This is a genomic window from Streptomyces sp. NPDC020422, from assembly GCF_044386705.1.
In the GTDB taxonomy this organism is placed as follows: Bacteria; Actinomycetota; Actinomycetes; order Streptomycetales; family Streptomycetaceae; genus Streptomyces.
Genome location: NZ_JBIRVJ010000008.1, coordinates 465,428 through 488,182 on the forward strand (window position 1 = coordinate 465,428; position 22,755 = coordinate 488,182).

Consider the following 22,755-nt stretch of genomic DNA (forward strand, 5'->3'; position numbering starts at 1 on the left):
AGCCGCGACGCTAGGGGCGTACAGGCGTACGGTCAACCCTTCAAACAAGCGAATGGAAGGGATTACGCAAGAAGTTGCGGCGAGGCCGCCGTGGAGCCGCGCACGACCAGCTCCGGCTGGAACACGAACTCCGTGCGCTGGACCGGGTTTCCCTCGATCTCCTCCAGGAGCGCGCCGACCGCCGCCGTCGCCATCGCCTGCACCGGCTGGCGCACGGTGGTCAGCGGCGGGTCGGTGAACGCGATCAGCGGGGAGTCGTCGAAGCCCACCACGGAGACGTCCCCGGGCACGTCGAGACCCCGGGCGCGGACCGCCCTGACCACCCCGAGGGCCATCAGGTCCGAGCCGCACACGATGCCCGTGCAGCCCTCGGCGAGCAGCAGGTCGGCGGCGGCGTGCCCGCCCTCGACGCCGAACAGGGTGGGCCGCACGAAGCGTTCGGCCTCGGCCCGCTCCATGCCCAGCTGCTCGCGCAGCTCGGCCGCGAAGCCCTCCGCCTTGCGCCGCGAGGGCACGTAGCGGGTCGGCCCGATGGCGAGCCCGATCCGCTCGTGGCCGAGCTCGATCAGGTGCCGTACGGCCATCCGGGCCGCGGCCCGGTCGTCGGGCGAGACGAAGTTGGCGTCGATGTGCTCGTTGAAGCCGTTGATGAGGACGAACGGCACGCCCCGCGCGGCGAGCCGCGTGTAGCGGGCCGGGTCGGCGCTCGCGTCCGCGTGCAGCCCGGAGAGGAAGACGATGCCCGCCACCCCGCGCTCCACCAGCTGCTCGACCAGCTCGTCTTCGGTGGCCCCGCCGGGCATCTGGGTGCAGAGCACCGGGGTGTAGCCGTGCCCGGCCAGCACCTGCTCCACGACCTGGGCGAAGGCCGGGAAGATGGGGTTGGTCAGCTCGGGCACGACCAGGCCGATCAGGCCCGCGCTGCGCCGGCGGAGCCGTACGGGGCGCTCGTAGCCCAGCACGTCGAGCGCGGCCAGCACCTTGTGCCGGGTCGCACCGGCCACCCCCGCCTTGCCGTTGAGGACCCGGCTGACGGTGGCCTCGCTGACCCCGGACTGGGCCGCGATGTCCGCGAGCCGCGGGGCGCCCCCTCCGGCGCCCCGCGGCAGGGGGATCGTCACACCGCCCACCAGACGGTGGTGTCGGCGGGCACCTCGGCCTCGTCGTCGACGATCCGGATCTCCTCGTTGGAGAGAAGGAACCGGCCAGGCAGCGGGACGGAGATGGCCCGGCCGGTGGTGTTGGCGGTGCAGACGAAGCCGTCGCGGCGGAAGGAGAGCACACCCTCGGGTGCCTCCAGCCACTCGACGCCCTCGCCCGCACCGAGTGCGGGGTGCTCGCGGCGCACGGCGAGCGCGCTGCGGTACAGCTCCAGGGTGGAGGTCGGGTCACCGGTCTGCGCCTCGACGCTCAGCCCGCCCCAGGTGGCCGGCTGCGGCAGCCAGGAGCCGCCGGCCCCGAAGCCGTACGAGGAGCCCTCCACGGTCCACGGGATCGGCACCCGGCAGCCGTCGCGGAAGCCGTCCTGGCCGGTGGCCCGGAAGAAGGACGGGTCCTGGCGGACCTCGTCGGGCAGGTCGGTGACGTCCGGCAGGCCGAGCTCCTCGCCCTGGTAGACGTAGGCGGAGCCGGGCAGCGCCAGCATCAGCAGGGTCGCCGCACGGGCCCGGCGCAGCCCGAGCTCCCGGTCGCCGGGGGTGCGCAGCTGGGTGCCGAGGCCCGCCGGGTTGGCGAAGCGGGTGGCGTGCCGGGTGACGTCGTGGTTGGACAGCACCCAGGTGGTGGGGGCGCCGACCGGGGCCATCGCGGAGAGCGAGGCGTCGATGACCCGGCGCAGCTCGGCGGCGTCCCAGTGGGTGCCCAGGTACTGGAAGTTGAAGGCCTGGTGCATCTCGTCGGGGCGCACGTAGTGGGCGGTGCGCTCGACGGTCGGGGTCCAGGCCTCGGCGACGAGGATGCGCTCGCCGTCGTACTCGGAGAGCACCGTGCGCCAGGAGCGGTAGATCTCGTGGACGCCGTCCTGGTCGAAGAAGGGCATGACGTCGTTGCCGAGCAGCTTCAGCTGGTCGTGGGCGCCGATGTCGGGCAGGCCCGCGGCCTTGACCAGGCCGTGGGCGACGTCGACGCGGAAGCCGTCGACGCCCATGTCGAGCCAGAAGCGCAGGATCGAGCGGAACTCGTCGCGGACGGCCGGGTGCTCCCAGTTGAAGTCGGGCTGCTCGGGCGCGAAGAGGTGGAGGTACCACTCGCCGGGGGTGCCGTCCGGGTTCCGCGTCCGGGTCCAGGCGGGGCCGCCGAAGATGGACTCCCAGTCGTTGGGCGGGAGTTCGCCGTCGGCGCCCTTGCCGGCGCGGAAGTGGTAGCGCTCGCGCAGCGGGGAGCCGGGGCCCTCGCGCAGGGCGCGCTGGAACCACTCGTGCCGGTCGGAGGAGTGGTTGGGGACGAGGTCGACGATGATTCGCAGGCCCAGCTCGTGGGCCTCGCGGATGAGGGCGTCGGCGTCGAGGAGGGTGCCGAACATGGGGTCGATGGCCCGGTAGTCGGCGACGTCGTACCCGGCGTCGGCCTGCGGGGAGGCGTAGAACGGCGAGAGCCAGACGGCGTCGACTCCGAGCTCCTTCAGATACGGCAGCCGGCTGCGAACGCCCTCCAGGTCGCCCATGCCGTCGCCGTTGCCGTCGGCGAAGCTGCGCGGATAGACCTGGTAGATCACCGCGTCTCTCCACCAGCCCGAGTGCGTGCCGGTGGTCGGAGCGGCGGCGGCGGGAGTGGCGAGGTGCTGGGTCATGTCTTCCTTGAGTCGTAAGGAGAGTACGGACACGGATACGGGCGCGGGTGCGGGCGCCGGGGCGCGGTTCAGCCCTTGACGGCGCCGGCGGACATGCCGGTCACCAGGTGGCGCTGGGCGAAGAGGAACACCAGGGCGGCGGGGACGGCGATGAGCACGGAGGCCGCGGACATCGGGCCCCACTGGGCGCCGTACTGGTTGACGAACTTCTGCAGTCCGCCGGCCAGGGTGAGGTTCTCGTCGCCGACCATGAAGGCGGACGCGTAGGCGACCTCGCTCCAGGCGGTGATGAAGGAGTAGAAGGCGGTGACGGCGATGCCCGGCTTGGCCAGCGGCAGGATCAGCCGCCAGAAGGTGCCGAAGGGGGTGAGGCCGTCGACGTATCCCGACTCGTCGATCTCGCGCGGGATGGTGTCGAAGAAGCCCTTCATCATCCAGGCGCAGAACGGCACGGCGATGGTCAGATAGGTGATGACCAGGCCGACGGGGCTGTTGAGCAGGCCCATCGACGACATGATGTTGTAGATCGGCACGATGAGGACGGCGACCGGGAACATCTGGGTGATGAGCAGCGTCCACATCAGTCCGCGCTTGCCGGGGAAGCGGAAGCGGCTGACGGCGTAGCCGGTGGTGGAGGAGACGAAGACGCCGAGCACCGTGGTGAGGGCGGCGACGAGCAGCGAGTTGCCGAACCAGGTGAGGAACGGGGTGTCGTTCAGCAGGTTCGTGTAGTTCTCGAGCGTCGGCTGCTTGAAGAAGTCGGTGGTGGCCGCGAACTTCGCCGGCTTGAGCGAGGTCAGCAGGACCCACAGCACCGGGAAGACGGCGATCACGGAGGCCGCGATCAGGGTGAGGTGCAGTCCGGCCGAGCTGAGCGGCGAACGGCGGCCGCGGCGCGGGGCGTTCGCGACGGGGGCGGGGGCGGTCGTGGTCACCAGACTTCTCCCTGCTTGCGGAGGACTCGCCGGTAGACCGCGGCGAAGACCATCAGGAGGATCAGGATCAGCACGCCCCACGTGGAGGACTGGGCGTAGTCGCGCGGGCTGATCTCGAAGGAGAACTTGTAGGCCTGGGTCACCAGGATCTGGGTGGCCTCGCCGGGACCGCCCCGGGTGAGCAGGAAGATCACCGGGAACATGTTGAAGGTCCAGATGGTGCTCAGCAGGATCACCGTCGTGGACACCGAGCGCAGGCCGGGCAGGGTGATGTGGCGGAAGCGCTGGAGGGCGCCCGCGCCGTCCATCTCGGCGGCCTCGTAGAGCTCGCCGGGGATGGACTGGAGGCCGCCGAGCAGGGCCACCATCATGAAGGGGACGCCGAGCCAGACGTTGACGGCGATGACCGAGAACTTCGCCCAGGTGGGGTCGTTGAGCCACGGCACGGCGTCGATGCCGCCGCCGGCCAGGATCTTGTTGAGCAGACCGTTGTCCTCGTTGTAGAGGAAGCGCCAGGCGAAGACGGAGACGAAGCCGGGCACGGCCCAGGGCAGGATCAGCAGCATCCGGTAGACGGAGCGGCCGGCGATCCGGCGGTTGAGGAGGTTGGCGAGACCGAGGCCGAGGCTGAAGGTCACGGCGACGCAGGAGACCGTCCACACCAGGGTCCAGCCCAGGGTGGAGAGGAACTGGCTGCCGGTGAGCGCGTCGACGTAGTTGTCCACGCCGACGAACTCGTAGCTCGCGGGGATGTGGTTGACGCCGATGGAACGCTCGACGTTGCGCTCGTTGGCGTCCGTGAGCGACAGCCAGATGCCGCGGACCAGCGGATAGCCGATGATCACGCCGATCACGATCACGACCGGGGCGACCATCGCCCAGGCGTACCAGTGAGTGGAGAGGGATCGCTTCACCGCTCCGTGCTTGCCAGTTCCGCGGCTCCGGCCGCGGGCGACGTTCTCGCCCGCGGCCTTCACCACCGACTGGCTGCTGGTGTCCACAGCCATCAGCCGGTCTGCCTTCCTTCCCGCTTCCTTGTTACTTCCAGTCCTTCAGGAGCTTGCGGTAGGACTCGCCCGCCGTCTTGGCTCCCTGCTCCGGGGTGGTCTGGTTGGTGAGGACCTTGGTGTACTCGGTGACCAGGGGGGCGAAGAGGCTGCCGCCCTCGGGGATCCAGGGGCGCTCGACGGCCTTGTCGACGACCGGCTTGAAGAACGTGATCATCTCGTTCATCGCGACGTCGGACTTGCCGTAGACCGAGGTGCGGGTCGGGAGCAGGCTCAGCTCCTTGGCGACCTGGGTCTGCACCTCGGGCGAGCTCATGTACTCGACGAAGGCGTAGGAGGCGTCCAGGTTCTTGGAGCCCGCGTAGACGGCGAGGTTGTGGCCGCCCTGCGGGGCGCCCTGGCCGCCGGAGCCGGCCGGGACCGGGGCGATGCCCAGGTTGGCCTTGTCGGCGAACTCCTTGCCGGCGTAGGTGTCGGTCACGGCCCACGGGCCGTTGATCATCATGGCGACCTTGCCGTCCTTGAAGGCCGTCTGCATGTTGTTCCAGCCGTCGGTGGCGTCGGTCTTCGCCGCGCCCGAGTCGACCAGGTCCTTGACGGTCTTGAAGGCCTTGACGCCGGCCGCGTTGTCGATGGTGACGGTCTTGGTCTGGGCGTTGACCATGTCGCCGCCCTCGCCGTACAGGAAGGAGAGGAACCAGTAGGCGTCGTCGCCGCGCAGGTAGAGGCCGGTCTTGCCGGTCTTCTGCTTGATCTTGGCGGAGACGGACTTCAGCTCGTCGATGGTCTTGGGGACCTCGACACCGGCCTCCTTGAAGATCTTCTTGTTGTAGAAGATGCCCATGGAGTCGATGACCTGCGGCACGGCGTAGGTCTTGCCGTTGTACTCGGTGGACGCGGCGGCCTGCTTGAGGAAGTCGTCCTTGTCCTTCAGGGCGGCGGTGCCGTCCAGCGGGGCGAGGTACCCGAGGTTCGCGAAGTCCGGGGTCCACGCGACCTCGGAACGGATCACGTCGGGGGCGCCGGCGCCGGACTGTGCGGCGTTCTTGAACTTGTTCTGGGCGTCGCCGAAGGGCACGTTCACGTACTTGATCGTGACCTTGGGGTGCTTCTTGGTGAAGTCCTCGGCGATCTTCTTGAAGACCTTGTCCTCGGAACCGACCGTCGAGGTGTCCCACCACGTCACGGTGCCGGAGAGCTCGCCCGAGCCCTTCGTGTCGCCGCCGGTGGAACCGTCGCCGCTGCCGCACGCCGCCAGGGTCACGCCCAGGGCCGCGACCAGCGCGGTGGCCGCTATGCCACGCCGCATGTGAACTCCTTCAGATGGTCCCGGATTGGACGAGGGCCTTGAAACGCTTCCTCCTGCGACCGCTCCCTCGCGGCGCCCCGGGTTGGCAGGAACGTAACAGGGATGAAAACGCGCCGAAAGACCTTGCGGGAACTTTCTGCAAGACCTGGGGATCGTTACATCCGCGTGTCCTGAAGGTTGCCGACGAGCCGCTTGACAGCTCCGGGAGCCGCTCACTCGTTGCAAGAACTTGCGAAAGCTCCCTGGCAGTCGGCCGACAACGGCCGGAATCCGTACGTGGTGGGCAATCCGACCCGTGACCGGTACAGTCCACTCCCATGACCGCGCGGCTTGCCGACATCGCAACCCAGGCGGGGGTCAGTGAAGCCACAGTCAGCCGCGTGCTCAACGGCAAGCCCGGTGTGGCCGCGGCCACCCGCGAGTCCGTGCTTGCCGCGCTGGACGTGCTGGGCTACGAGCGCCCCGTGCGCCTGCGCCAGCGCAGCGCGGGCCTCGTCGGGCTCATAACCCCCGAACTGGACAACCCGATCTTCCCCGCGCTCGCGCAGGTCATCGGGCAGGCCCTGACCCGGCAGGGATACACCCCGGTGCTCGCCACCCAGACCCCCGGCGGGTCCACGGAGGACGAGCTCACCGACATGCTGGTGGAGCGCGGGGTGTCCGGCATCATCTTCGTCTCCGGGCTGCACGCCGACACCACGGCGGACACCGGACGCTACGACCAACTGCGCGGCAAGGGCGTTCCGTACGTCCTCATCAACGGCTTCTCGCCCAAGGTGCAGGCCCCCTTCGTCTCCCCCGACGACCGGGCCGCGATGGTCCTCGCGGTGACCCACCTGGCCGCGCTGGGACACACCCGGATCGGCCTCGCGGTCGGCCCCAAGCGGTTCGTGCCGGTGCTGCGCAAGATCGAGGGCTTCCAGCGGGGCATGCGGGAGCGGTTCGGACTGGAGCCCGAGCAGTCCGAGGAGCTGATCCAGCACTCGCTGTACACCCTGGAGGGCGGACAGGCCGCGGCCGCGGCGCTGATCGCCAAGGGCTGCACGGCCATCGTCTGCGCGAGCGACATGATGGCGCTCGGCGCCATCCGGGCCGCCCGTCAGCAGGGCCTGCAGGTGCCGAAGGACGTCTCGGTGGTCGGCTTCGACGACTCCCCGCTCATAGCGTTCACCGATCCGCCGCTGACCACCATCCGCCAGCCCGTGCAGGCGATGGGGCAGGCGGCGGTCCGGGCCCTCCTCGAAGAGGTCGGCGGCACCCCCGCTCCGCACAGCGAGTTCGTCTTCATGCCCGAGCTGGTCGTTCGCGGTTCAACGGCCTCGGCGCCCCCTAAGGGACCGGGCGCCTGAGCTCCGACCCGGGTCGGAGCGGGTGCGCTCGACCTCCGACCGGAGGATGATCGGTCGGAGGAAAGGGATCTGGCAGACTCTCCTCCTATGGGTGAAACGACCGTGAAGAATTCGGAAAGCCGGACGACCCCGTCGTCACCCATCGTGACCGGCGGCAGGCTCGCGCGCCTGCGCGCGCGGACGCCGAGGCGCCCCACGATCTGGTTCGAGATCGCGCTCATCGCGATCAGCTACTGGACCTACTCCCTCATCCGCAACGCGGTGCCGGAGCAGAAGGCGCAGGCGCTCAAGAACGCGGACTGGATCTGGGAGACCGAGCACTCCCTCGGGCTCGCCTTCGAGCACACCGTCAACCACGCCGTGAACTCGGTGACCTGGCTGATCGTGTCGATGAACTACTACTACGCCACGCTGCACTTCATCGTGACCATCGGTGTGCTGGTGTGGCTCTACCGTTGGCAGCCGGGCCGTTACGCGGCGTTCCGCACGGTCCTGTTCGCCACCACCGGTGTGGCCCTGGTCGGTTACTACCTGTACCCGCTCGCTCCCCCGCGGCTGATGAACGGGCAGAACTTCGTCGACACCGTGCTGGTGCACCACACCTGGGGCTCGATGGCCTCCGGCAACCTCAAGCACATGTCGAACCAGTACGCGGCGATGCCGTCGATGCACATCGGCTGGTCGCTGTGGTGCGGAGTGACCGTCTTCCTGCTGGCCAAGGCGCCCTGGGCACGGATCCTCGGCCTGCTCTACCCGACGGCGACCCTGGTCGTCATCGTCGCCACCGCCAACCACTTCTGGATGGACGCGGTGGGCGGCATGCTCTGCCTGGCCTTCGGCTTCGGCGTCTCCTGCCTCTGGTACGGCTCCCGCCCGCACCGGCTGCCCAAGCTGGTCAAGCCGGCCGCTTCGGCCCCTCAGGGCACCGGCCACGACGGGCCGCCCCCGGCAAAGGGGGCGGACGCCGCCGAGACCGAGCGGGAGCGGCGCGTCAGCTCCGGTAGGTGATCCGGCCGCCCGCCACGGTGAGCCGGACCGGGGCCTGCCCGGTCTCGTCGGCCGGGGCGGTGACCGGGTCGACGGCGAGGGCGGTCAGGTCCGCCCGGTAGCCCGGGGCGATCCGGCCCGCGACCGTCTCCTCCCCCGCCGCGAACGCCGCGTGCGTGGTCATCCCCTCCAGGGCCATGAGCCCGGTGAGCCCGCGCCCGGCCGCGGCGGCGCCGCGCGGGGCCTGGGCGGTGGCGAGGACCTGCCGGGCGTCGAAGTGCGCGATGGGCCAGTCCGAGCCGAGCGCGAGGTGCGCCCCGGCGTCCCTGAGGTCCCGGCAGCGCCAGGCCCGGTCGGCCCGCTCCTCGCCGAGCCGCTTCGACCACTCGTCGCTGTGGTCGGCGCGGGTGTACGCGGTGTGCGGCGGCTGCATGGAGGCGACGACGCCGAGCGCGGCGAAGCGCCCGAGCTGGCCGTCGGGGACGGTCTCGATGTGCTCGATCCGGTGCCGCGGGCCGGGGGCCGCGCCCGGGACGGCGCCGAGGGACTCGACGGTGTCCAGGACGTGCCGTACGGCCGCGTCGCCGATCGCGTGGGTGGCGGTCCCGACGCCCGCGCGGTGCAGCCGCCGCACGGCGGCGGAGTACGCGGCCGGATCGGGCCAGAAGGCGTCGGTGCCCTGGCCGTGGCAGTCGGCGTGCTCCAGCCAGGCGGTGCCGCCCTCGACGGTGCCGTCCATGAAGAACTTGACGCCGCCGATCCGCCACAGCCGTCCGGCCCGCTCCTGGAGCCGGACCAGCTCGTCGAGCTCCTCGGGGGTGGCCCCGGGCATGCACCAGGGGGCGAGGCGCAGCCGCAGCGGCAGCTCGTCGTCGGCCTCGACGACGGAGAGCAGGCCGGGGACGTCGTGGCCGCCGAGGTCCATGACGTGGGCGCCGGTGAGGCCGGTGGCGGCCATGTCGCCCAGCAGCGCGACGAGCCGGTCACGGCGCTCGGCGAAGGGCTGGGTGGGCAGGACCGGGGTCATGAGGTCCATGGCGGCGTGCTCGTTCAGATGCCCGGTGGGGCGGCCGTCCGCGTCGCAGACGATCTCGGAGCGCTGGGCGAAGGCGCGCGGTCCGTCGATGCCGGCGGCCTTGAGGGCGGCCGCGCTGACCAGGGCGGAGTGCCCGTCGTAGAGGCGCAGGAAGGCGGGGGCGCCGCCGAGGGCCTCCTCGACGAGGTCGTGGTGGACGGGGCGTCCGCCGAAGACGTTGTGGTCGAGGCCGAAGCCGAGGACCCAGCCCTCGCGGCGCTCGGCGGCCCTGAGCGCCGCCCGCAGCCCGTCGAGGTCGGTGACGGCCGACAGGTCGGTGCCGGCGGCCATCTCCAGGCCCCAGACCGGGTGGCTGTGGGCGTCGGTGAGGCCGGGGGTGAGGGTGGCGCCGCCGAGGTCGACGACCTCCGTGCCGGGGCCGCGCCAGGCGCGGGCGTCGGTGTCGTCGCCGAGGGCGTCGATCAGTCCGTCGCGGACGGCGACAGCGGTGTGGCGGGAGGGCTCGGGGGTGCGGATACGGGCGTTGACGAGGAGGAGGTCGGGTGCGGACACGAGGGCTCTCCGGATTCTGCGGGCTGTGCGGGGTCTGCGGGCGGGGCGGGCTCTGCGGCCTCTGCGGGCGGGGCGGGCTCTGCGGGCTCTGCGGGCTCTGCGGGCTCTGCGGGCTCTGCGGCGAAGTGGGCGTAGACCTCGGGGCGGGTGCGGCGCAGCCGGTGCGCCAGGAGGAGCCCGAGGACGAAGACGGCGGGGACGACAGCGAGGAGGACGGCGTCGACGGTGGCCGAGGCGCCGGTGAAGAGCTGGACCTTGGAGGCGACCAGCCAGATCGCGACGGCCAGCAGGACGGCGGCGGCGACGGGCGCGACGAGGGTGCGCAGGGCCCCTTCCCGGTGCGGGACGCGGCGGAAGTAGCGCACGACGGCGAGCGCGGCGAGCAGCATCAGCGCCATGAGGCCGAGCATGCCGGGGGTGTTCACCCAGAGCAGCAGCTGGGCGTACGGGTCGGCGCCGGCGGCCGCGAAGCCGAGGACGACCACCGCGCCGAGCACGGTCTGGACGACGCCGGCGACGTACGGCGAGCGGTGGCGGGGGTGGATCCGGCCGAGCGCGGCGGGCAGGACGCCCTCCTCGGCGAGCGCGAGGCCGTAGCGGTTGATCGCGTTGTGGAAGGCCAGCAGCGAGGCGATGATGCTGGTCACGATGAACAGGTGCATCAGGTCGGCGGCCCAAGCGCCGACGTACGTGGTGATCGCGGCGAAGAAGAGTCCGCCGGGGTCGTCGGAGGCGGCCGCGACGACCCGGTCGTCGCCGAAGGCCTGGATGACGGTCCAGACGACGAAGGCGTAGAAGATCCCGAGGAACGCGACCGCGATGTAGGTGGCGCGGGGGATCGTGCGGTCCGGGTCGCGGGCCTCTCGGCGGTAGATCACGGTGGACTCGAAGCCGGTGAAGGCCGAGAAGGCGAAGGCGAGCACGGCGGCCATGCCGGGCACGAGCACGTTGCCGGGGGCGAAGGAGGCCGGGGAGAGCCCGTCGGCGCCGCCCTCGATGAGCACGCCGCCGGCGAGGAGCGGGAGTATCCCGGTCTCCGCCACCAGGAGGACGCCGAGGACCTTGGCGCCGAAGTCGATCGAGCGGTAGCCGCCGTACCAGATGAGCAGCAGCCCGGCGAGGGCGATCGGCAGCCACGGCAGGTCGACGCCCCACAGCGCGTGGGCGGTGTCGGCGGTGGCGGAGCCGAGCAGGCCGTAGACGCCGATCTCCATGCCGTTGTAGCCGACCATGGCGACGAGGGCGGCGGCGATGCCGACGGGCGTGCCCAGGCCCCGGGCGATGTACGCGTAGAAGGCGCCGCCGCTGCGGACATGGCGGCTCATGGTGGTGAAGCCGACGGCGAAGACGGCGAGGGTGATGCCGGCCAGGAGGTAGCCGGCGGGGGCGCCGATGCCGCCGAGGACGAGGGCGACGGGGGCGACACCGGCCATCACGGTGAGCGGGGCGGCGGCCGAGACCACGAAGAAGGAGATGTCGGCGGTGCCGAGGCTGCCGGTTCTGAGACCGGGTGGCGAGGGCTTGTCGGCGGTGCTTGAGGACATGGGGCGGGGAGACCCTTCTGCGGCGGGAGCAGGAAACCTAAAGCCTTTCGGTTGGCGCAATGTAGCCTCGTCTCCGACCATTCGGGAAGACCCGCAGAGGGGGAGAACACTCATGGGCCGACCGCGCACACCCCTCCTCGACCGGGAGCGCATCACCACCACGGCGCTCGAACTCGTCGACGAGCAGGGCGACTTCAGCGTCCCGCAGATCGCCCGGCGGCTGGGGGTGCAGACGGCCTCGGTGTACCACCACGTGGAGGGCCGGGACGGGATCGTGGAGCTGCTGCGGGAGCGGGTCTGCGACGCCATCGACGGCGGCGTGCTCGACGAGCGGCCCTGGGACGCGGCCGTGGCGGGCTGGGCCCGCTCCTACCGCGCCGCCTTCGCCGCCCATCCGCGCGCGATCCCGCTCCTGACCACCTCGCCGGTGCGGGCGCCGAAGGTGCTCCGGCAGTACGAGAAGGCCGTCGTCCGGCTCCTGGACGCGGGCTTCCCGCTGGCGGACGTGATGCCGGTGATCATCGCCCTGGAGAACCTGGTGCTCGGCTCGGCCCTCGACATGGCCGCGCCCGAGGCGATGTGGGAGCTGGCCGACGAGACGGCCACCCCGCAGCTGGCCCGTGCGCTGGCGGCGGTCGCCGAGGGCTCCGAGGCGCGGACGGACGCGGCCTTCGAGCTGGCGCTCGCCGGCTACCTGGAACACTGCCGGAGGCGGCTCGCCGCCGTCGTCCGCTGACCTGAGGAGAACACCGTGCTCGTCATCGCCCTGTCCGTCGTCCTCGCCCTGGCCCTCGTGGGGTGCGGCTGCGTCGTCTGGGCGGCGCGGGGCGGTCCTCGCTGGGCGCGGGGGGTCGCCGCGGTGACCCTGGCGGCGGGTGAGGTGGTGCGACGGTCGAACCGGCCGGGGCGGCGGGGGAACGGGGCCATCGACGGGGGTGACGGGGGCGACGGGGCCTGACGGGAGCGACGGGGCCTGACGGGAGCGAGGAGGCCTGACGGGAGCGACGGGGCCTGAGGGGAGCGAAGAGAGTGCCGGGGTGCGACGGGAGTGACGCCGGCGCTCGGGGTGCGGGCGTCAGGCCGGCTCCCCCGTCGCGTGGGGGGGCGCGGGTCCGCCTCCCCCGTCGTGGGGGGGGGCGGGTCCGGCTTCCCCGTCGTGGGGGGCGCCGGGGGCCGGGCGCAGCCCCGCGGGCGGGCCTACGCGCCGTAGAAGCGCTCCTCCACCACCGCCCTCGCCCGGCGGGTGATGCGCCGGTAGTCGTCGACCATCTCGCCGACGTGGCCCGGGCCGTAGCCGAGGTAGCGGCCCACCGCCGCCAGTTCCCGGGGCTCGGAGGGGAAGGTGTCGCCGGGGCGGCCGCGGACCAGCATCACCGCGTTGCGGACGCGGGTCGCCAGGACCCAGGCCTCGTCCAGGATCTGCGCCTCCTCCGTGGCGAGCAGGCCCGCCGCGTGGGCGGCGGCCAGCGCCTCGCGGGTCCGGGTGGTGCGCAGTCCCGGCTCGGCCCAGCCGTGGCGCATCTGGATCAGCTGCACCGTCCACTCGACGTCGCTCAGTCCGCCGCGGCCCAGCTTGGCGTGGAGGGTCGGGTCGGCGCCGCGCGGCAGCCGCTCGGTCTCCATCCGCGCCTTGAGCCGGCGGATCTCCCGCACCGCGTCCTCGCCGAGCCCCTCCATGGGGTAGCGCAGCGGGTCGGCGAGCTCGATGAAGCGTGCCCCCAACTCCGGGTCGCCCGCCATCGGTTCGGCGCGCAGCAGGGCCTGGCTCTCCCAGACGAGCGACCAGCGCCGGTAGTAGGCCCCGTAGGACTTCAGGGTGCGGACCATCGGGCCGCTCTTGCCCTCCGGGCGCAGGTCGGCGTCGATGAGCAGCGGCGGGTCGGCGGTCGGCAGCTGGAGCAGCCGGCGCATCTCGGTGACGACCTGGTTGGCGGCCCGGGCCGCCTCCTGCTCGTCGACGCCCTCGCGCGGCTCGTGCACGAAGAGCACGTCCGCGTCGGAGCCGTAGCCGAGCTCGTGGCCGCCGAAGCGGCCCATGCCGATCACGGCGAACCGGGTGGGCAGCTCCTCGCCCCAGCCGGCGCGCACGGCGGCCCGCAACGCGCCCGCGAGGGTGGCCGCGTTGAGGTCGGTGACGGCCTTGCCGACGCGGTCGACCAGGGCGCCGGGGTCGGGTTCGCGGGGGCTGTCCTCCGTGCCGTACGAGCGGATGAGGTCGGCGGCGGCGGTGCGGAACAGCTCGCGGCGGCGCACTCCGCGGGCCGCGGCCACCGCCTGCTCGGCGCCGTCCGCGCGGCCGACGGCGGCGAGCACCTCCTGCTCCAGGTGCTCGCGGCCGCGCGGGCCGAGGCCCTCCGGGTCGCCGAGGAGGGCGACCGCCTCGGGGGCGCGGAGCAGCAGGTCGGGGGCGAGCCGGCCGGCGGACAGGACCCGGGCGAGGTTCTCGGCGGCGGCGCCCTCGTCGCGCAGGAGCCGCAGGTACCAGGGGGTCTTGCCGAGCGCGTCCGAGACCTTGCGGAAGCCGAGCAGGCCGGCGTCCGGGTCGGCCGAGTCGGCGAACCAGCCGAGCAGCACCGGCAGCAGCGTGCGCTGGATGGCGGCCTTGCGGCTGACCCCGGACGACAGCGCCTCCAGGTGGCGCAGGGCGGCGGCGGGGTCGGCGTATCCGAGCGCTTCGAGCCGCTGCCCGGCCGCCTTGGGGCTGAGCCGGATCTCGCCGGGGGCGAGCTGGGCGACGGCGTCGAGGAGCGGCCGGTAGAAGAGCTTCTCGTGCAGGCGGCGGACGACGGCCGCGTGCCGCTTCCACTCCCGGTTGAGTTCGGCGACCGGGTCGGTGCGCAGTCCGAGGGAGCGCCCGAGGCGGCGCAGATCGGCCTCGGCCTCGGGCACGAGGTGGGTGCGGCGCAGCCGGTAGAGCTGGATGCGGTGCTCCATGGCGCGCAGGAAGCGGTAGGCGTCGTCGAGCTGGGCGGCGTCGGCGCGGCCGACGTAGCCGCCGGCGGCGAGGGCGGCGAGCGCGTCGAGGGTGGCGCCGCTGTGCAGGGTGGCGTCGCTGCGGCCGTGCACCAACTGGAGGAGCTGTACGGCGAATTCGACGTCCCGCAGGCCGCCGGGGCCGAGCTTCAGCTCGCGTTCGACCTGGGCGGCGGGGATGTTGTCGACCACCCGGCGGCGCATCTTCTGCACGTCGGGGACGAAGTTCTCGCGCTCGGCGGCCTGCCAGACGAGGGGGGAGACGGCGTCGATGTAGGCGGCGCCGAGCTCCGGGTCGCCGGCCACCGCGCGGGCCTTCAACAGGGCCTGGAACTCCCAGGTCTTGGCCCAGCGCTGGTAGTAGGCGAGGTGCGAGGACAGGGTGCGCACCAGCGGGCCGTTGCGGCCCTCGGGGCGCAGGTTGGCGTCGACCGGCCAGATGGTGCCCTCGACGGTGGTCTCGGAGCAGATCCGCATGAGATGGGAGGCGAGCCGGGTCGCGGCCTGGATCGCCTTGCCCTCGTCCGCGCCCTCCGCCGGCTCCCCCACGAAGATGACGTCGACGTCGGAGACGTAGTTGAGCTCGTGGCCGCCGCACTTGCCCATGGCGATCACGGCGAGCCGGCACTGGGCGGCGTCCTCGGGCGCGGCGGCGCGGGCGAGGGCGAGGGCGGCGCGCAGGGTGGCGGTGGCGAGGTCGGCGAGCTCGGCGGCGGTCTGGGCGACGTGGGTGGTGCCGCACACGTCGCGGGCGGCGATGGCGAGCAGGCAGCGGCGGTAGGCGATCCGCAGCGAGTCCGGGTCGGTCGCCTCGGCGAGGCCCCGCTCGAAGTCGGCGACGCCGGGGTGCAGATCGGCCGCCTCGTAGGTGACGAGGGCCTGCCAGTCGCGGGGGTGGCGGGCGAGGTGGTCGGCGAGCGCCTCGGAGGCGCCGAGGACGCCGAGCAGCCGGTCGCGGAAGGGTTTGGCGGAGAGCAGTGTGGTGGTGAGGGCGGGCCGCTCGGCCTCGGGCTGTGCCTCGACCAGGCGGACCAGACCGCGCAGGGCCAGGTCGGGGTCGGCGGTGGCGCCGAGGGCGTCGAGCAGGACGGAGTCGCCGCGCAGGGCGGCCAGCTCGTCGAGGTCGAGCAGCCGTTCGGCGGCGGACGGATCGGTGAACCCGTGCCGCAGCAGCCTGCTGAACGTGCTGCTCCTGCGTCCCGGCACCGTCATGCCGCGGCTCCCTCCACCGGTCGGTCCAGTCCCCGGACGAGCCTATCCGGCGAAGCGCTCCGGGTGCGCGGCGGCGGGCTGGTGGGCGAGGGTGGTACGACCGGAACACGCCGAACGAGGAGCCCGACCGTGAACTGGACGCTGGAAGTGATCACCGTGCCCGTCACCGACCTGGACCGGGCGAAGGAGTTCTACGCCGGGAAGTGCGGCTTCGCGCTCGACCTGGACCAGGAGGTCGCGCCGGGCGTCCGGATCATCCAGCTCACCCCGCCGGGCTCGCGCTGCTCGATCTGCCTGATCGAGGGCATGCCCCCGTTCCCGGGCACCGGTCTGACGGCCCCGGGCGCCCTGCACGGCCTCCAGCTGTGCGTGACCGACATCGAGGCGGCCCGGGAGCGGTTGCTGACGGCGGGCGTGCACGTGTCGCCGGTGATGCACGTGGGCGCGACGGGCTGGGAGGCGGGCAAGGGCGCGGCCTGGAACTCCTTCATGTCCTTCCAGGACCCGGACGGCAACGGCTGGATGGTCCAGGAGGCCCCGTCGGAGCTCGCGGAGCGCTGACCCCTCCCCCGGGCGCCCTAGAAGACCACCCGATAGTTCCGCACCCGCTCGTCCTCGCCCTCGTACGCCATCCCGGCGGCCTCCATCACCCGCTGGGAGTCGACGTTGTCGAGGTTCGCGTCGCCCCGCACGGCCGAGGCGCCGGCCTCACGGGCGCGGGCGATGAGCGCCCGCAGCGACTCGGAGGCGTACCCGCGGCCCCGGAAGCCCGGGACGAGCCCGTAGCCGATGGTGACGACCCCGTCGGGCCCGGGCGGGCCGTGGAAGCCGATCCCGCCGATGACGAGGTCGTCGGCGCGCACGCGTATCGCGTACGCCCGGTAGGCGCCAGGGTCCCCCCGCTCGGCCACCCCGTTCAGGAACCCGCCCGCACTGGCCTTGTCCCCCACCCCGGGATACCCCTCGGCCCACCGCTCCCCGGCGCCGGGCTCCCCCTCGACGATCCGCCGCGCGTCCTCGACGCCGAGGGGCCGGAGCACCAGCCGTTCCGTCTCGATGACCTTCGTTTCACTCACCCGCGAAGTCTCGGCCGCACCCGGGGCCGACCGCAACGCATTTCACGGCCCGTGCTCAGCGGCGGCGGCCGGTCGCCCAAGTGCGCAGGCGCGCCGCGCTGTCGCGCTTGCGGGTGCGCGAGCCGGCCGGTTCCTCCGGCGTGGCGACGAAGGCCAGCACCGGCGTCCACCGCTTCCCGCCGCCCGGTGTGGTCCAGCGGACGGCCGGGAAGTCCGTGACCCTCGTGATCCGGGCCCTCTCGATCCTGCGGGTCCACAGATAGCCTCGGACCACCAGGCGCCCGGGCTCGCACCGCACTCCCGCCCGCCACCCTCGAACCGCGAGCGCCAGACACAGCGGGACGGCGCCCACGGCCCAGGTGGCCTCCGCCGCGTACACGGCGAAGACGACAACCGTGACGCCGCCCAGCGAGGCGTTCGCGACCCGGTTGAGGGTGGTGGGAAGGAGCTCCAAGCCGCTACAGCACCGGCAGGTTCTTGCGGAGCTCGAAGGCGGTGACCTCGGAGCGGTACTCCTCCCACTCCTGCTTCTTGTTGCGGAGGAAGAAGTCGAAGACGTGCTCGCCGAGGGTCTCCGCCACCAGTTCGCTGCGTTCCATCAGGGCGATGGCCTCGCCGAGGTTCTGCGGGAGGGGCTCGATGCCCATCGCGCGGCGTTCGGCGTCGGAGAGGGCCCAGACGTCGTCGTCGGCGCCGGCCGGGAGTTCGTAGCCCTCCTCGATGCCCTTGAGGCCCGCGGCGAGGAGGACCGCGTAGGTCAGGTACGGGTTGGCGCCCGAGTCGATGGAGCGGACCTCGACGCGGGAGGAGCCCATCTTGCCGGGCTTGTACATCGGGACGCGGATGAGGGCCGAGCGGTTGTTGTGGCCCCAGCAGATGTACGCGGGGGCCTCGCCGCCCGAGCCCGCGGTGCGGCCCGAGCCGCCCCAGATGCGCTTGTAGGAGTTGACCCACTGGTTGGTGACCGCCGCCGTCTCCGCCGCGTGGCGCAGCAGGCCCGCGATGAAGGAGCGGCCCACCTTCGAGAGCTGGTACTCGGCGCCCGACTCGTAGAACGCGTTGCGGTCGCCCTCGAAGAGGGAGAGGTGGGTGTGCATGCCGGAGCCCGGGTACTCCGAGAACGGCTTCGGCATGAACGTGGCCTGGACGCCCTGCTCCAGGGCCACCTGCTTCATGACCAGGCGGAAGGTCATGATGTTGTCCGCCGTGGAGAGCGCGTCGGCGTAGCGCAGGTCGATCTCCTGCTGGCCGGGGGCGCCCTCGTGGTGGGAGAACTCGACCGAGATGCCCATCGACTCGAGCATGGTGATGGCCTGGCGGCGGAAGTCCATGCCCACGTTCTGCGGAGTGTGGTCGAAGTAGCCCGAGTTGTCGGCCGGCGTCGGCCGGGTGCCGTCGAGCGGCTTGTCCTTGAGGAGGAAGAACTCGATCTCGGGGTGGGTGTAGAAGGTGAAGCCCAGGTCCGAGGTCTTGGCAAGGGCACGCTTCAGGACATAGCGCGGGTCCGCGAAGGACGGCGAGCCGTCGGGCATGAGGATGTCGCAGAACATCCGGGCCGTGCCCGGGGCCTCGGCGCGCCAGGGCAGGATCTGGAAGGTGCCCGGGTCCGGCTTGGCGATCATGTCCGACTCGTATACACGCGCGAAGCCCTCGATCGCGGAGCCGTCGAAGCCGATGCCTTCGTCGAAGGCCTGCTCAAGCTCGGCGGGAGCGACCGCGACCGACTTCAGGAAGCCCAGCACGTCGGTGAACCACAGACGCACGAAGCGGATGTCGCGCTCCTCGAGCGTACGGAGCACAAATTCCTGCTGCTTGTCCATTTCCACACCCATCCTCGCTGGTCAGGCCGCCTGCTCCCACCGCCTCGGGCACATCGGGGGGCACCTGAGCATCCCACCACATGGTTTCGTGCACGTTGCACACCCATACTGCCTGCTCCGCTGTGACACAGGTAACGGGGAAGCGGCCGGAAAGCGGCGCCGGTCAGGCATCTTTCCGGTACCGACTGGTACCCCGTCCGGCCCAAGGGCCCCCTTCTGCCACTACGATCGGCGCCCATGGGAGCCCCCCGGCTCGACGGCCCGCCGCGACACGCGCGTCCCCTGGCACTGGCGAGTGCCGTGGCGACGCTCGTCGGCATGCTGTTCCTCTGTCTGGGGGTCGGCGACCCGGGCGGTGCCCACCGGGGCCCCGGCGGCCACGAGCGGGCCGCGTTCCACCACGCCTCGGTGGTCGACGAGTACGTCTGCCCCTACGACCCCGCCGGCTGCTCCCTCTTCCCGTCCCTCTCCCCCGCCGTGCTCAGCGCCCCGCCGCTGGACCACCCGCTGCACCTGGAGGGACGGCCCCCGCGCCTCGGCGCGCCGCACCACCTCGGCCTGGCGCCCCGCCCCGGCGCCCGGCCCCGCGCGCCGGACCTCCACGTCCTTCAAGTCCTGCGGACGTAAGCGGCCGGGTTCTTTCCCTCACGTTCGTTCGCACCCCACTTACTTACTTCCGAGAAGGACGACATCACCATGGCCGCGAACCGCTCCACCACCGCCGACCGCCGCGCCAAGATAGAAGAGCTGCGCCGCGCCGAGCAGGCCCGCGAGCGCCGCAACCGCTTCCTGACGATCGGCCTCTCCACCGTCGTCGTGCTCAGCCTCGTCGGCTTCGGCGGCTGGGTCATCACCAAGGAGAACAACGAGAAGGAGCAGCAGGAGGCCGCCGCCAAGGCCCCCATCAAGGACGAGAAGTCCTGGGACGCCAAGAAGCTGGGGCGCAACCACGTCACCACCCAGGTGAAGTACGACATGAAGCCGCCGGTCGGCGGGGACCACAACCCGGTCTGGCAGAACTGCAACGGCGACGTCTACACCAAGGCGCTCAACGACACCAACGCCGTGCACTCCCTGGAGCACGGCGCCGTCTGGGTCACGTACACCAAGAAGGCGGCGAAGGGCGACATCGAGAAGCTGAGCGCGAAGGTCAAGAAGACCCCGTACTCGCTGATGAGCCCGTACGAGGAGCAGTCCGGCGCCATCATGCTCAGCGCCTGGGGCAAGCAGGTGACCGTGGACGGCGCCGACGACCCGCGGGTCGACGCCTTCTTCACCAAGTACGTCAACGGCCCGCAGACCCCGGAGCCGGGCGCCGCCTGCACCGGCGGGGTCGGCGCGGACGGTCAGGGCGGCGCCGGGATGGGCCAGTGAAGCTGAACCGTACGCAGTGGGCGTCCGTCACCGCCGTGGTCCTGGCCCTGCTGTTCGCCGGGGGCGCGGTCACCGTCGCCTCCGCGGACCGCGACAAGGCCCCGAGCACGCCCACGGCGGAGTCGGCGGACGCGGGTTTCGCCCGTGACATGGCCGTCCACCACCAGCAGGCCGTCGAGATGTCGTTCATCGTCCGGGACCGCACCCGGGACGAGGAGGTGCGCCGCCTCGCGTACGACATCGCCAACACCCAGGCCAACCAGCGCGGCATGATGCTGGGCTGGCTCGACATGTGGGGGCTGCCGAAGGTGCAGTCCGGCGTGGCGCCGATGACCTGGATGGGCATGGGCGACATGTCCATGGGCGGCGAGGACGGCGAGCTCATGCCGGGCATGGCCACCCGCGCCGAGCTGGACCGACTGCGCAAGGCCTCCGGCCGGCAGGCCGAGGTGCTCTACCTGAAGTTGATGACCGAGCACCACAAGGGCGGCATCCACATGGCCCAGGGCTGTGTGGAGCGGTGCGTGCCCGGGGTCGAGCGCGACCTCGCGCAGGGCATGGTCGACGCCCAGCAGTCCGAGATCAAGCTGATGGCGGACATGCTCAGGCAGCGCGGCGCGTAACCGCCCGAGTCGCTCCGATGCGCCGGCCCCCGTGACCCAGCGGTCGCGGGGGCCGCGTCGCGCCGGGAGAATTGGGGGTGCTCGGGGACTTCCGTACGTGACGACGACGTTCGACGAAAGGTACGCACCCCATGACCACGGCGAAGGACATCATGCACGCGGGGGCCCAGTGGATCCCCGCACACGAGACGCTCGACCGCGCCGCCCAGCTGATGCGCGACCTCAACGTGGGCGCCCTCCCCATCGCCGACAAGGACGAGAGGCTCTGCGGCATCATCACGGACCGCGACATCGTCGTGGGCTGTGTGGCCATGGGCCACGACCCCGCCAAGGTCACCTGCGGTGAGATGGCGAAGGGCACCCCGCGCTGGATCGACGCGGGTGCGGACGTGGGCGCGGTCCTGGAGGAGATGCAGAGCCACCAGATCCGGCGGCTGCCGGTCGTCGAGAACAAGAAGCTCGTCGGCATGATCAGCGAGGCCGATCTGGCCCAGCAGCTGACGGACGAGCAGCTGAAGGCGTTCTGCGCGAGCGTCTACGCCTGACCCGGCGCCCCGCGCTCACCCCCTGAGCACGGCCCGGGCCACGGCGTCCGGGCGGTCCAGCATGACCAGATGGCCCGACGGCTCGGCCGCCTCGTAGCGGGCGCCGAGCCGCCGGGCCAGCGCGCGCTGGCGACGTTCCCAGCGGGCCGAGCCGTCGGGGGCGGCGAGCACGGTGACCGGGAGGCCCGGCGGCAGCGGGGCGCACTCGCGCAGGGCCAGGAGCTCGGCGGCGACGGCGGCGTAGCGGGCGTTCTCGGCGAGGGTGCCGCGCAGCACGCGCGAGGTGCGGTAGACCCGGCGGACCAGGGCGGGCGGCGCGGGGTCGTGCCGTACGGCCAGCCGGCGGGCGGCCGGCCCGAGCGCGGCCGGGATCCCCGCGGCGGACAGCAGCGCCCCCAGCGCGTGGGCGAGCGCCGGCGCGGTACGCGAGGGCCGTGGGCGTTCCTCCACGGAGGAGTCCACGAGGACGAGCGCGGCGGTACGGGCCGGGTGGAGGCGCGCGAAGGCCTCGGCGTGGAATCCGGCGAGGGAGTGGCCGACGACCGTGACGGGCCCGGGCAGACGCAGGGCGTCGAGCAGCGCGGCGATCCGGTCCGCCTCGCCCGCGGCGGTGGCGGGTCCCGTCGGGGGGCCGGAGAGGCCGTGGCCGGGGCGGTCGAAGCGGACCACGGTGCGGTGCGGGGCGAGCAGCGGGACGACGGGCTCCCAGTCGAACCAGCTCATGCCGAGCCCGGCGGACAGCACGCAGACGGGCCCCGAACCGTCGACGACGACGTGGTGCGGGACGCCGCGGACGCGGAGGAAGCGGGGGGCGGAGCCGGAGAGCGCCCCGCTCACCTGCGGCCCCTCGCCCGCGCGCCGGGCCGGGTCGCGCTCGTGTCGCGCCGCGTGTCGCCGCGGTCCTCCCGGAACAGGGAACCCGCGAGGACCGCCAGCCACACCGCCACCAGCAGGACCTGGAGGCGCTGCCCCGCGCCCAGGGACCCCAGGCCGCGGCCCGCCTCGAAGGAGGCCACGGCGGCGAGGGTCCAGGTGGTGGCGGCGAGTTCCAGGGCGACCAGGGCCGGGCCGGTGCGGGCCAGCGGGGGCCACGGGCCGTGGCGCCGGGCGGCCACGGTCAGGGCGATCATCCCGGTGAGGGCGCCGGTCATGGCGAGGCCGGAGCTGATGGCGTGGGCGGTGTGGGTGGCGGGGACGAGCCCTGCGGTCTCGCGCGCGGCGCACTCGGGGTCGGCGGTCGGGGCGCAGCTGAGCGGGAGCCGGGAGTCGAGGGCGGTGGCGGCGCCGAAGAGCGCGAGGGCGAGCCAGCCGACGAGCAGCCAGGGGCGGCGCGGGCCCGCTTCCCGGCGGGCCCAGGTGGTCCCGGCGCCGGCGCGCGGGCCGTGCCATCCGGTGGCGGCGAGGCCGGCGAGCGCGCCCGCGAGGACGAGGAGCCCGGCGGCGAGGTCGGTGGCGCGGAACAGGCCGCCGAGCGGCTGGTCGGCGGCGGCGAGCTCGGAGACGTACGTCCGGACCGGGTCGAGCCCGGTCCGGACGACGACTTCGAGGACCCAGGCGGTGTACGCGAGCGCGCCGAGGGCGAGGAGGACGGCGGCGGCACGCGGGGCATTCCTGGACACACTGGT

Annotated in this window: 22 protein-coding genes; 9 read left to right on the plus strand and 13 right to left on the minus strand. The window is 72.6% G+C overall.

What is annotated here, in order from left to right:
• Positions 1–62: 62 nt before the first annotated feature.
• From ACH414_RS23955 to ACH414_RS23975, 5 genes are all read right to left on the minus strand, one after another.
• Positions 63–1,130, minus strand: a complete 1,068-nt coding sequence (locus ACH414_RS23955) for a LacI family DNA-binding transcriptional regulator (protein WP_382548841.1) — start codon at positions 1,128–1,130, stop codon at positions 63–65.
• Entirely contained in the window at positions 1,118–2,788 is a 1,671-nt protein-coding gene (locus tag ACH414_RS23960) for a glycoside hydrolase family 13 protein (RefSeq protein ID WP_382548843.1), read from the minus strand. The genes ACH414_RS23955 and ACH414_RS23960 overlap by 13 nt, the downstream gene beginning before the upstream one ends.
• Before the next feature lie 68 nt (positions 2,789–2,856).
• Positions 2,857–3,726 carry a sugar ABC transporter permease gene (locus tag ACH414_RS23965; RefSeq protein WP_382548897.1) on the minus strand — a complete coding sequence of 290 codons (870 nt, stop codon included), beginning with the start codon at positions 3,724–3,726 and terminating at the stop codon, positions 2,857–2,859.
• Entirely contained in the window at positions 3,720–4,730 is a 1,011-nt protein-coding gene (locus tag ACH414_RS23970; protein WP_382548845.1) for a carbohydrate ABC transporter permease, read from the minus strand. The genes ACH414_RS23965 and ACH414_RS23970 overlap by 7 nt, the downstream gene beginning before the upstream one ends.
• Before the next feature lie 31 nt (positions 4,731–4,761).
• On the minus strand, positions 4,762–6,039 hold the full coding sequence (locus tag ACH414_RS23975; protein ID WP_382548847.1) for an extracellular solute-binding protein: 1,278 nt from the start codon (positions 6,037–6,039) through the stop codon (positions 4,762–4,764).
• Positions 6,040–6,356: 317 nt separating this feature from the next.
• Between ACH414_RS23975 and ACH414_RS23980 the strand changes: the two genes are divergently transcribed.
• Positions 6,357–7,388 carry a LacI family DNA-binding transcriptional regulator gene (locus tag ACH414_RS23980; RefSeq protein ID WP_382548849.1) on the plus strand — a complete coding sequence of 344 codons (1,032 nt, stop codon included), beginning with the start codon at positions 6,357–6,359 and terminating at the stop codon, positions 7,386–7,388.
• Between the two features lie 87 nt (positions 7,389–7,475).
• A complete protein-coding gene (locus ACH414_RS23985) occupies positions 7,476–8,396 on the plus strand; it encodes a phosphatase PAP2 family protein (RefSeq protein WP_398943251.1) in 921 nt (306 codons plus the stop codon).
• On the opposite strand, the gene ACH414_RS23990 is transcribed toward ACH414_RS23985, so the two are convergent.
• Both ACH414_RS23990 and ACH414_RS23995 read right to left on the minus strand, forming a co-directional pair.
• Positions 8,380–9,963: an amidohydrolase gene (locus tag ACH414_RS23990; protein ID WP_382548853.1), complete on the minus strand. Its 1,584-nt coding sequence runs from the start codon at positions 9,961–9,963 to the stop codon at positions 8,380–8,382. The genes ACH414_RS23985 and ACH414_RS23990 overlap by 17 nt on opposite strands.
• Complete coding sequence (locus ACH414_RS23995; RefSeq protein WP_398943253.1) at positions 9,873–11,507, minus strand: APC family permease; 1,635 nt, start codon at positions 11,505–11,507, stop codon at positions 9,873–9,875. Before ACH414_RS23995 ends, ACH414_RS23990 begins: the two co-directional genes overlap by 91 nt.
• Before the next feature lie 112 nt (positions 11,508–11,619).
• Here ACH414_RS23995 and ACH414_RS24000 point away from each other — a divergent pair, with 112 nt between their 5' ends.
• Together ACH414_RS24000 and ACH414_RS24005 are read left to right on the plus strand one after the other, a co-directional pair.
• Positions 11,620–12,243: a TetR/AcrR family transcriptional regulator gene (locus ACH414_RS24000; protein ID WP_382548857.1), complete on the plus strand. Its 624-nt coding sequence runs from the start codon at positions 11,620–11,622 to the stop codon at positions 12,241–12,243.
• A gap of 15 nt (positions 12,244–12,258) precedes the next feature.
• The gene (locus ACH414_RS24005) at positions 12,259–12,465 is read left to right on the plus strand and encodes a hypothetical protein (RefSeq protein WP_382548859.1); all 207 of its coding nucleotides are present in this window, start codon (positions 12,259–12,261) and stop codon (positions 12,463–12,465) included.
• Between the two features lie 239 nt (positions 12,466–12,704).
• Here ACH414_RS24005 and ACH414_RS24010 read toward each other — a convergent pair whose 3' ends face one another.
• Positions 12,705–15,692, minus strand: a complete 2,988-nt coding sequence (locus ACH414_RS24010) for a bifunctional [glutamine synthetase] adenylyltransferase/[glutamine synthetase]-adenylyl-L-tyrosine phosphorylase (RefSeq protein WP_382548861.1) — start codon at positions 15,690–15,692, stop codon at positions 12,705–12,707.
• A 129-nt stretch (positions 15,693–15,821) separates the two neighbouring features.
• Here ACH414_RS24010 and ACH414_RS24015 point away from each other — a divergent pair, with 129 nt between their 5' ends.
• Complete coding sequence (locus tag ACH414_RS24015) at positions 15,822–16,253, plus strand: VOC family protein (protein ID WP_382548863.1); 432 nt, start codon at positions 15,822–15,824, stop codon at positions 16,251–16,253.
• 17 nt (positions 16,254–16,270) lie between these two features.
• Here the strand turns inward: ACH414_RS24015 and ACH414_RS24020 are convergent, their stop codons facing one another.
• From ACH414_RS24020 to ACH414_RS24030, 3 genes are read right to left on the minus strand one after another with little or no spacing between them, the layout of a single operon-like run.
• The gene (locus tag ACH414_RS24020) at positions 16,271–16,768 is read right to left on the minus strand and encodes a GNAT family N-acetyltransferase (protein ID WP_382548865.1); all 498 of its coding nucleotides are present in this window, start codon (positions 16,766–16,768) and stop codon (positions 16,271–16,273) included.
• 55 nt (positions 16,769–16,823) lie between these two features.
• Complete coding sequence (locus ACH414_RS24025; protein WP_398943255.1) at positions 16,824–17,222, minus strand: hypothetical protein; 399 nt, start codon at positions 17,220–17,222, stop codon at positions 16,824–16,826.
• A 4-nt stretch (positions 17,223–17,226) separates the two neighbouring features.
• Positions 17,227–18,588, minus strand: a complete 1,362-nt coding sequence (locus tag ACH414_RS24030) for a glutamine synthetase family protein (RefSeq protein WP_356700555.1) — start codon at positions 18,586–18,588, stop codon at positions 17,227–17,229.
• A gap of 237 nt (positions 18,589–18,825) precedes the next feature.
• Here ACH414_RS24030 and ACH414_RS24035 point away from each other — a divergent pair, with 237 nt between their 5' ends.
• From ACH414_RS24035 to ACH414_RS24050, 4 genes are all read left to right on the plus strand, one after another.
• Positions 18,826–19,215, plus strand: coding sequence for a hypothetical protein (locus ACH414_RS24035; RefSeq protein ID WP_382548869.1), 390 nt, complete (start codon positions 18,826–18,828; stop codon positions 19,213–19,215).
• A 69-nt stretch (positions 19,216–19,284) separates the two neighbouring features.
• Positions 19,285–19,962: a DUF3105 domain-containing protein gene (locus tag ACH414_RS24040; protein ID WP_382548871.1), complete on the plus strand. Its 678-nt coding sequence runs from the start codon at positions 19,285–19,287 to the stop codon at positions 19,960–19,962.
• Positions 19,959–20,585, plus strand: a complete 627-nt coding sequence (locus tag ACH414_RS24045) for a DUF305 domain-containing protein (RefSeq protein WP_382548873.1) — start codon at positions 19,959–19,961, stop codon at positions 20,583–20,585. The genes ACH414_RS24040 and ACH414_RS24045 overlap by 4 nt, the downstream gene beginning before the upstream one ends.
• A gap of 131 nt (positions 20,586–20,716) precedes the next feature.
• Complete coding sequence (locus ACH414_RS24050) at positions 20,717–21,130, plus strand: CBS domain-containing protein (protein WP_382548875.1); 414 nt, start codon at positions 20,717–20,719, stop codon at positions 21,128–21,130.
• 15 nt (positions 21,131–21,145) lie between these two features.
• Here ACH414_RS24050 and ACH414_RS24055 read toward each other — a convergent pair whose 3' ends face one another.
• Positions 21,146–21,967, minus strand: a complete 822-nt coding sequence (locus ACH414_RS24055; protein WP_398943256.1) for an alpha/beta fold hydrolase — start codon at positions 21,965–21,967, stop codon at positions 21,146–21,148.
• Entirely contained in the window at positions 21,964–22,749 is a 786-nt protein-coding gene (locus ACH414_RS24060; protein WP_398943259.1) for a DUF998 domain-containing protein, read from the minus strand. Before ACH414_RS24060 ends, ACH414_RS24055 begins: the two co-directional genes overlap by 4 nt.
• Positions 22,750–22,755: the final 6 nt, after the last annotated feature.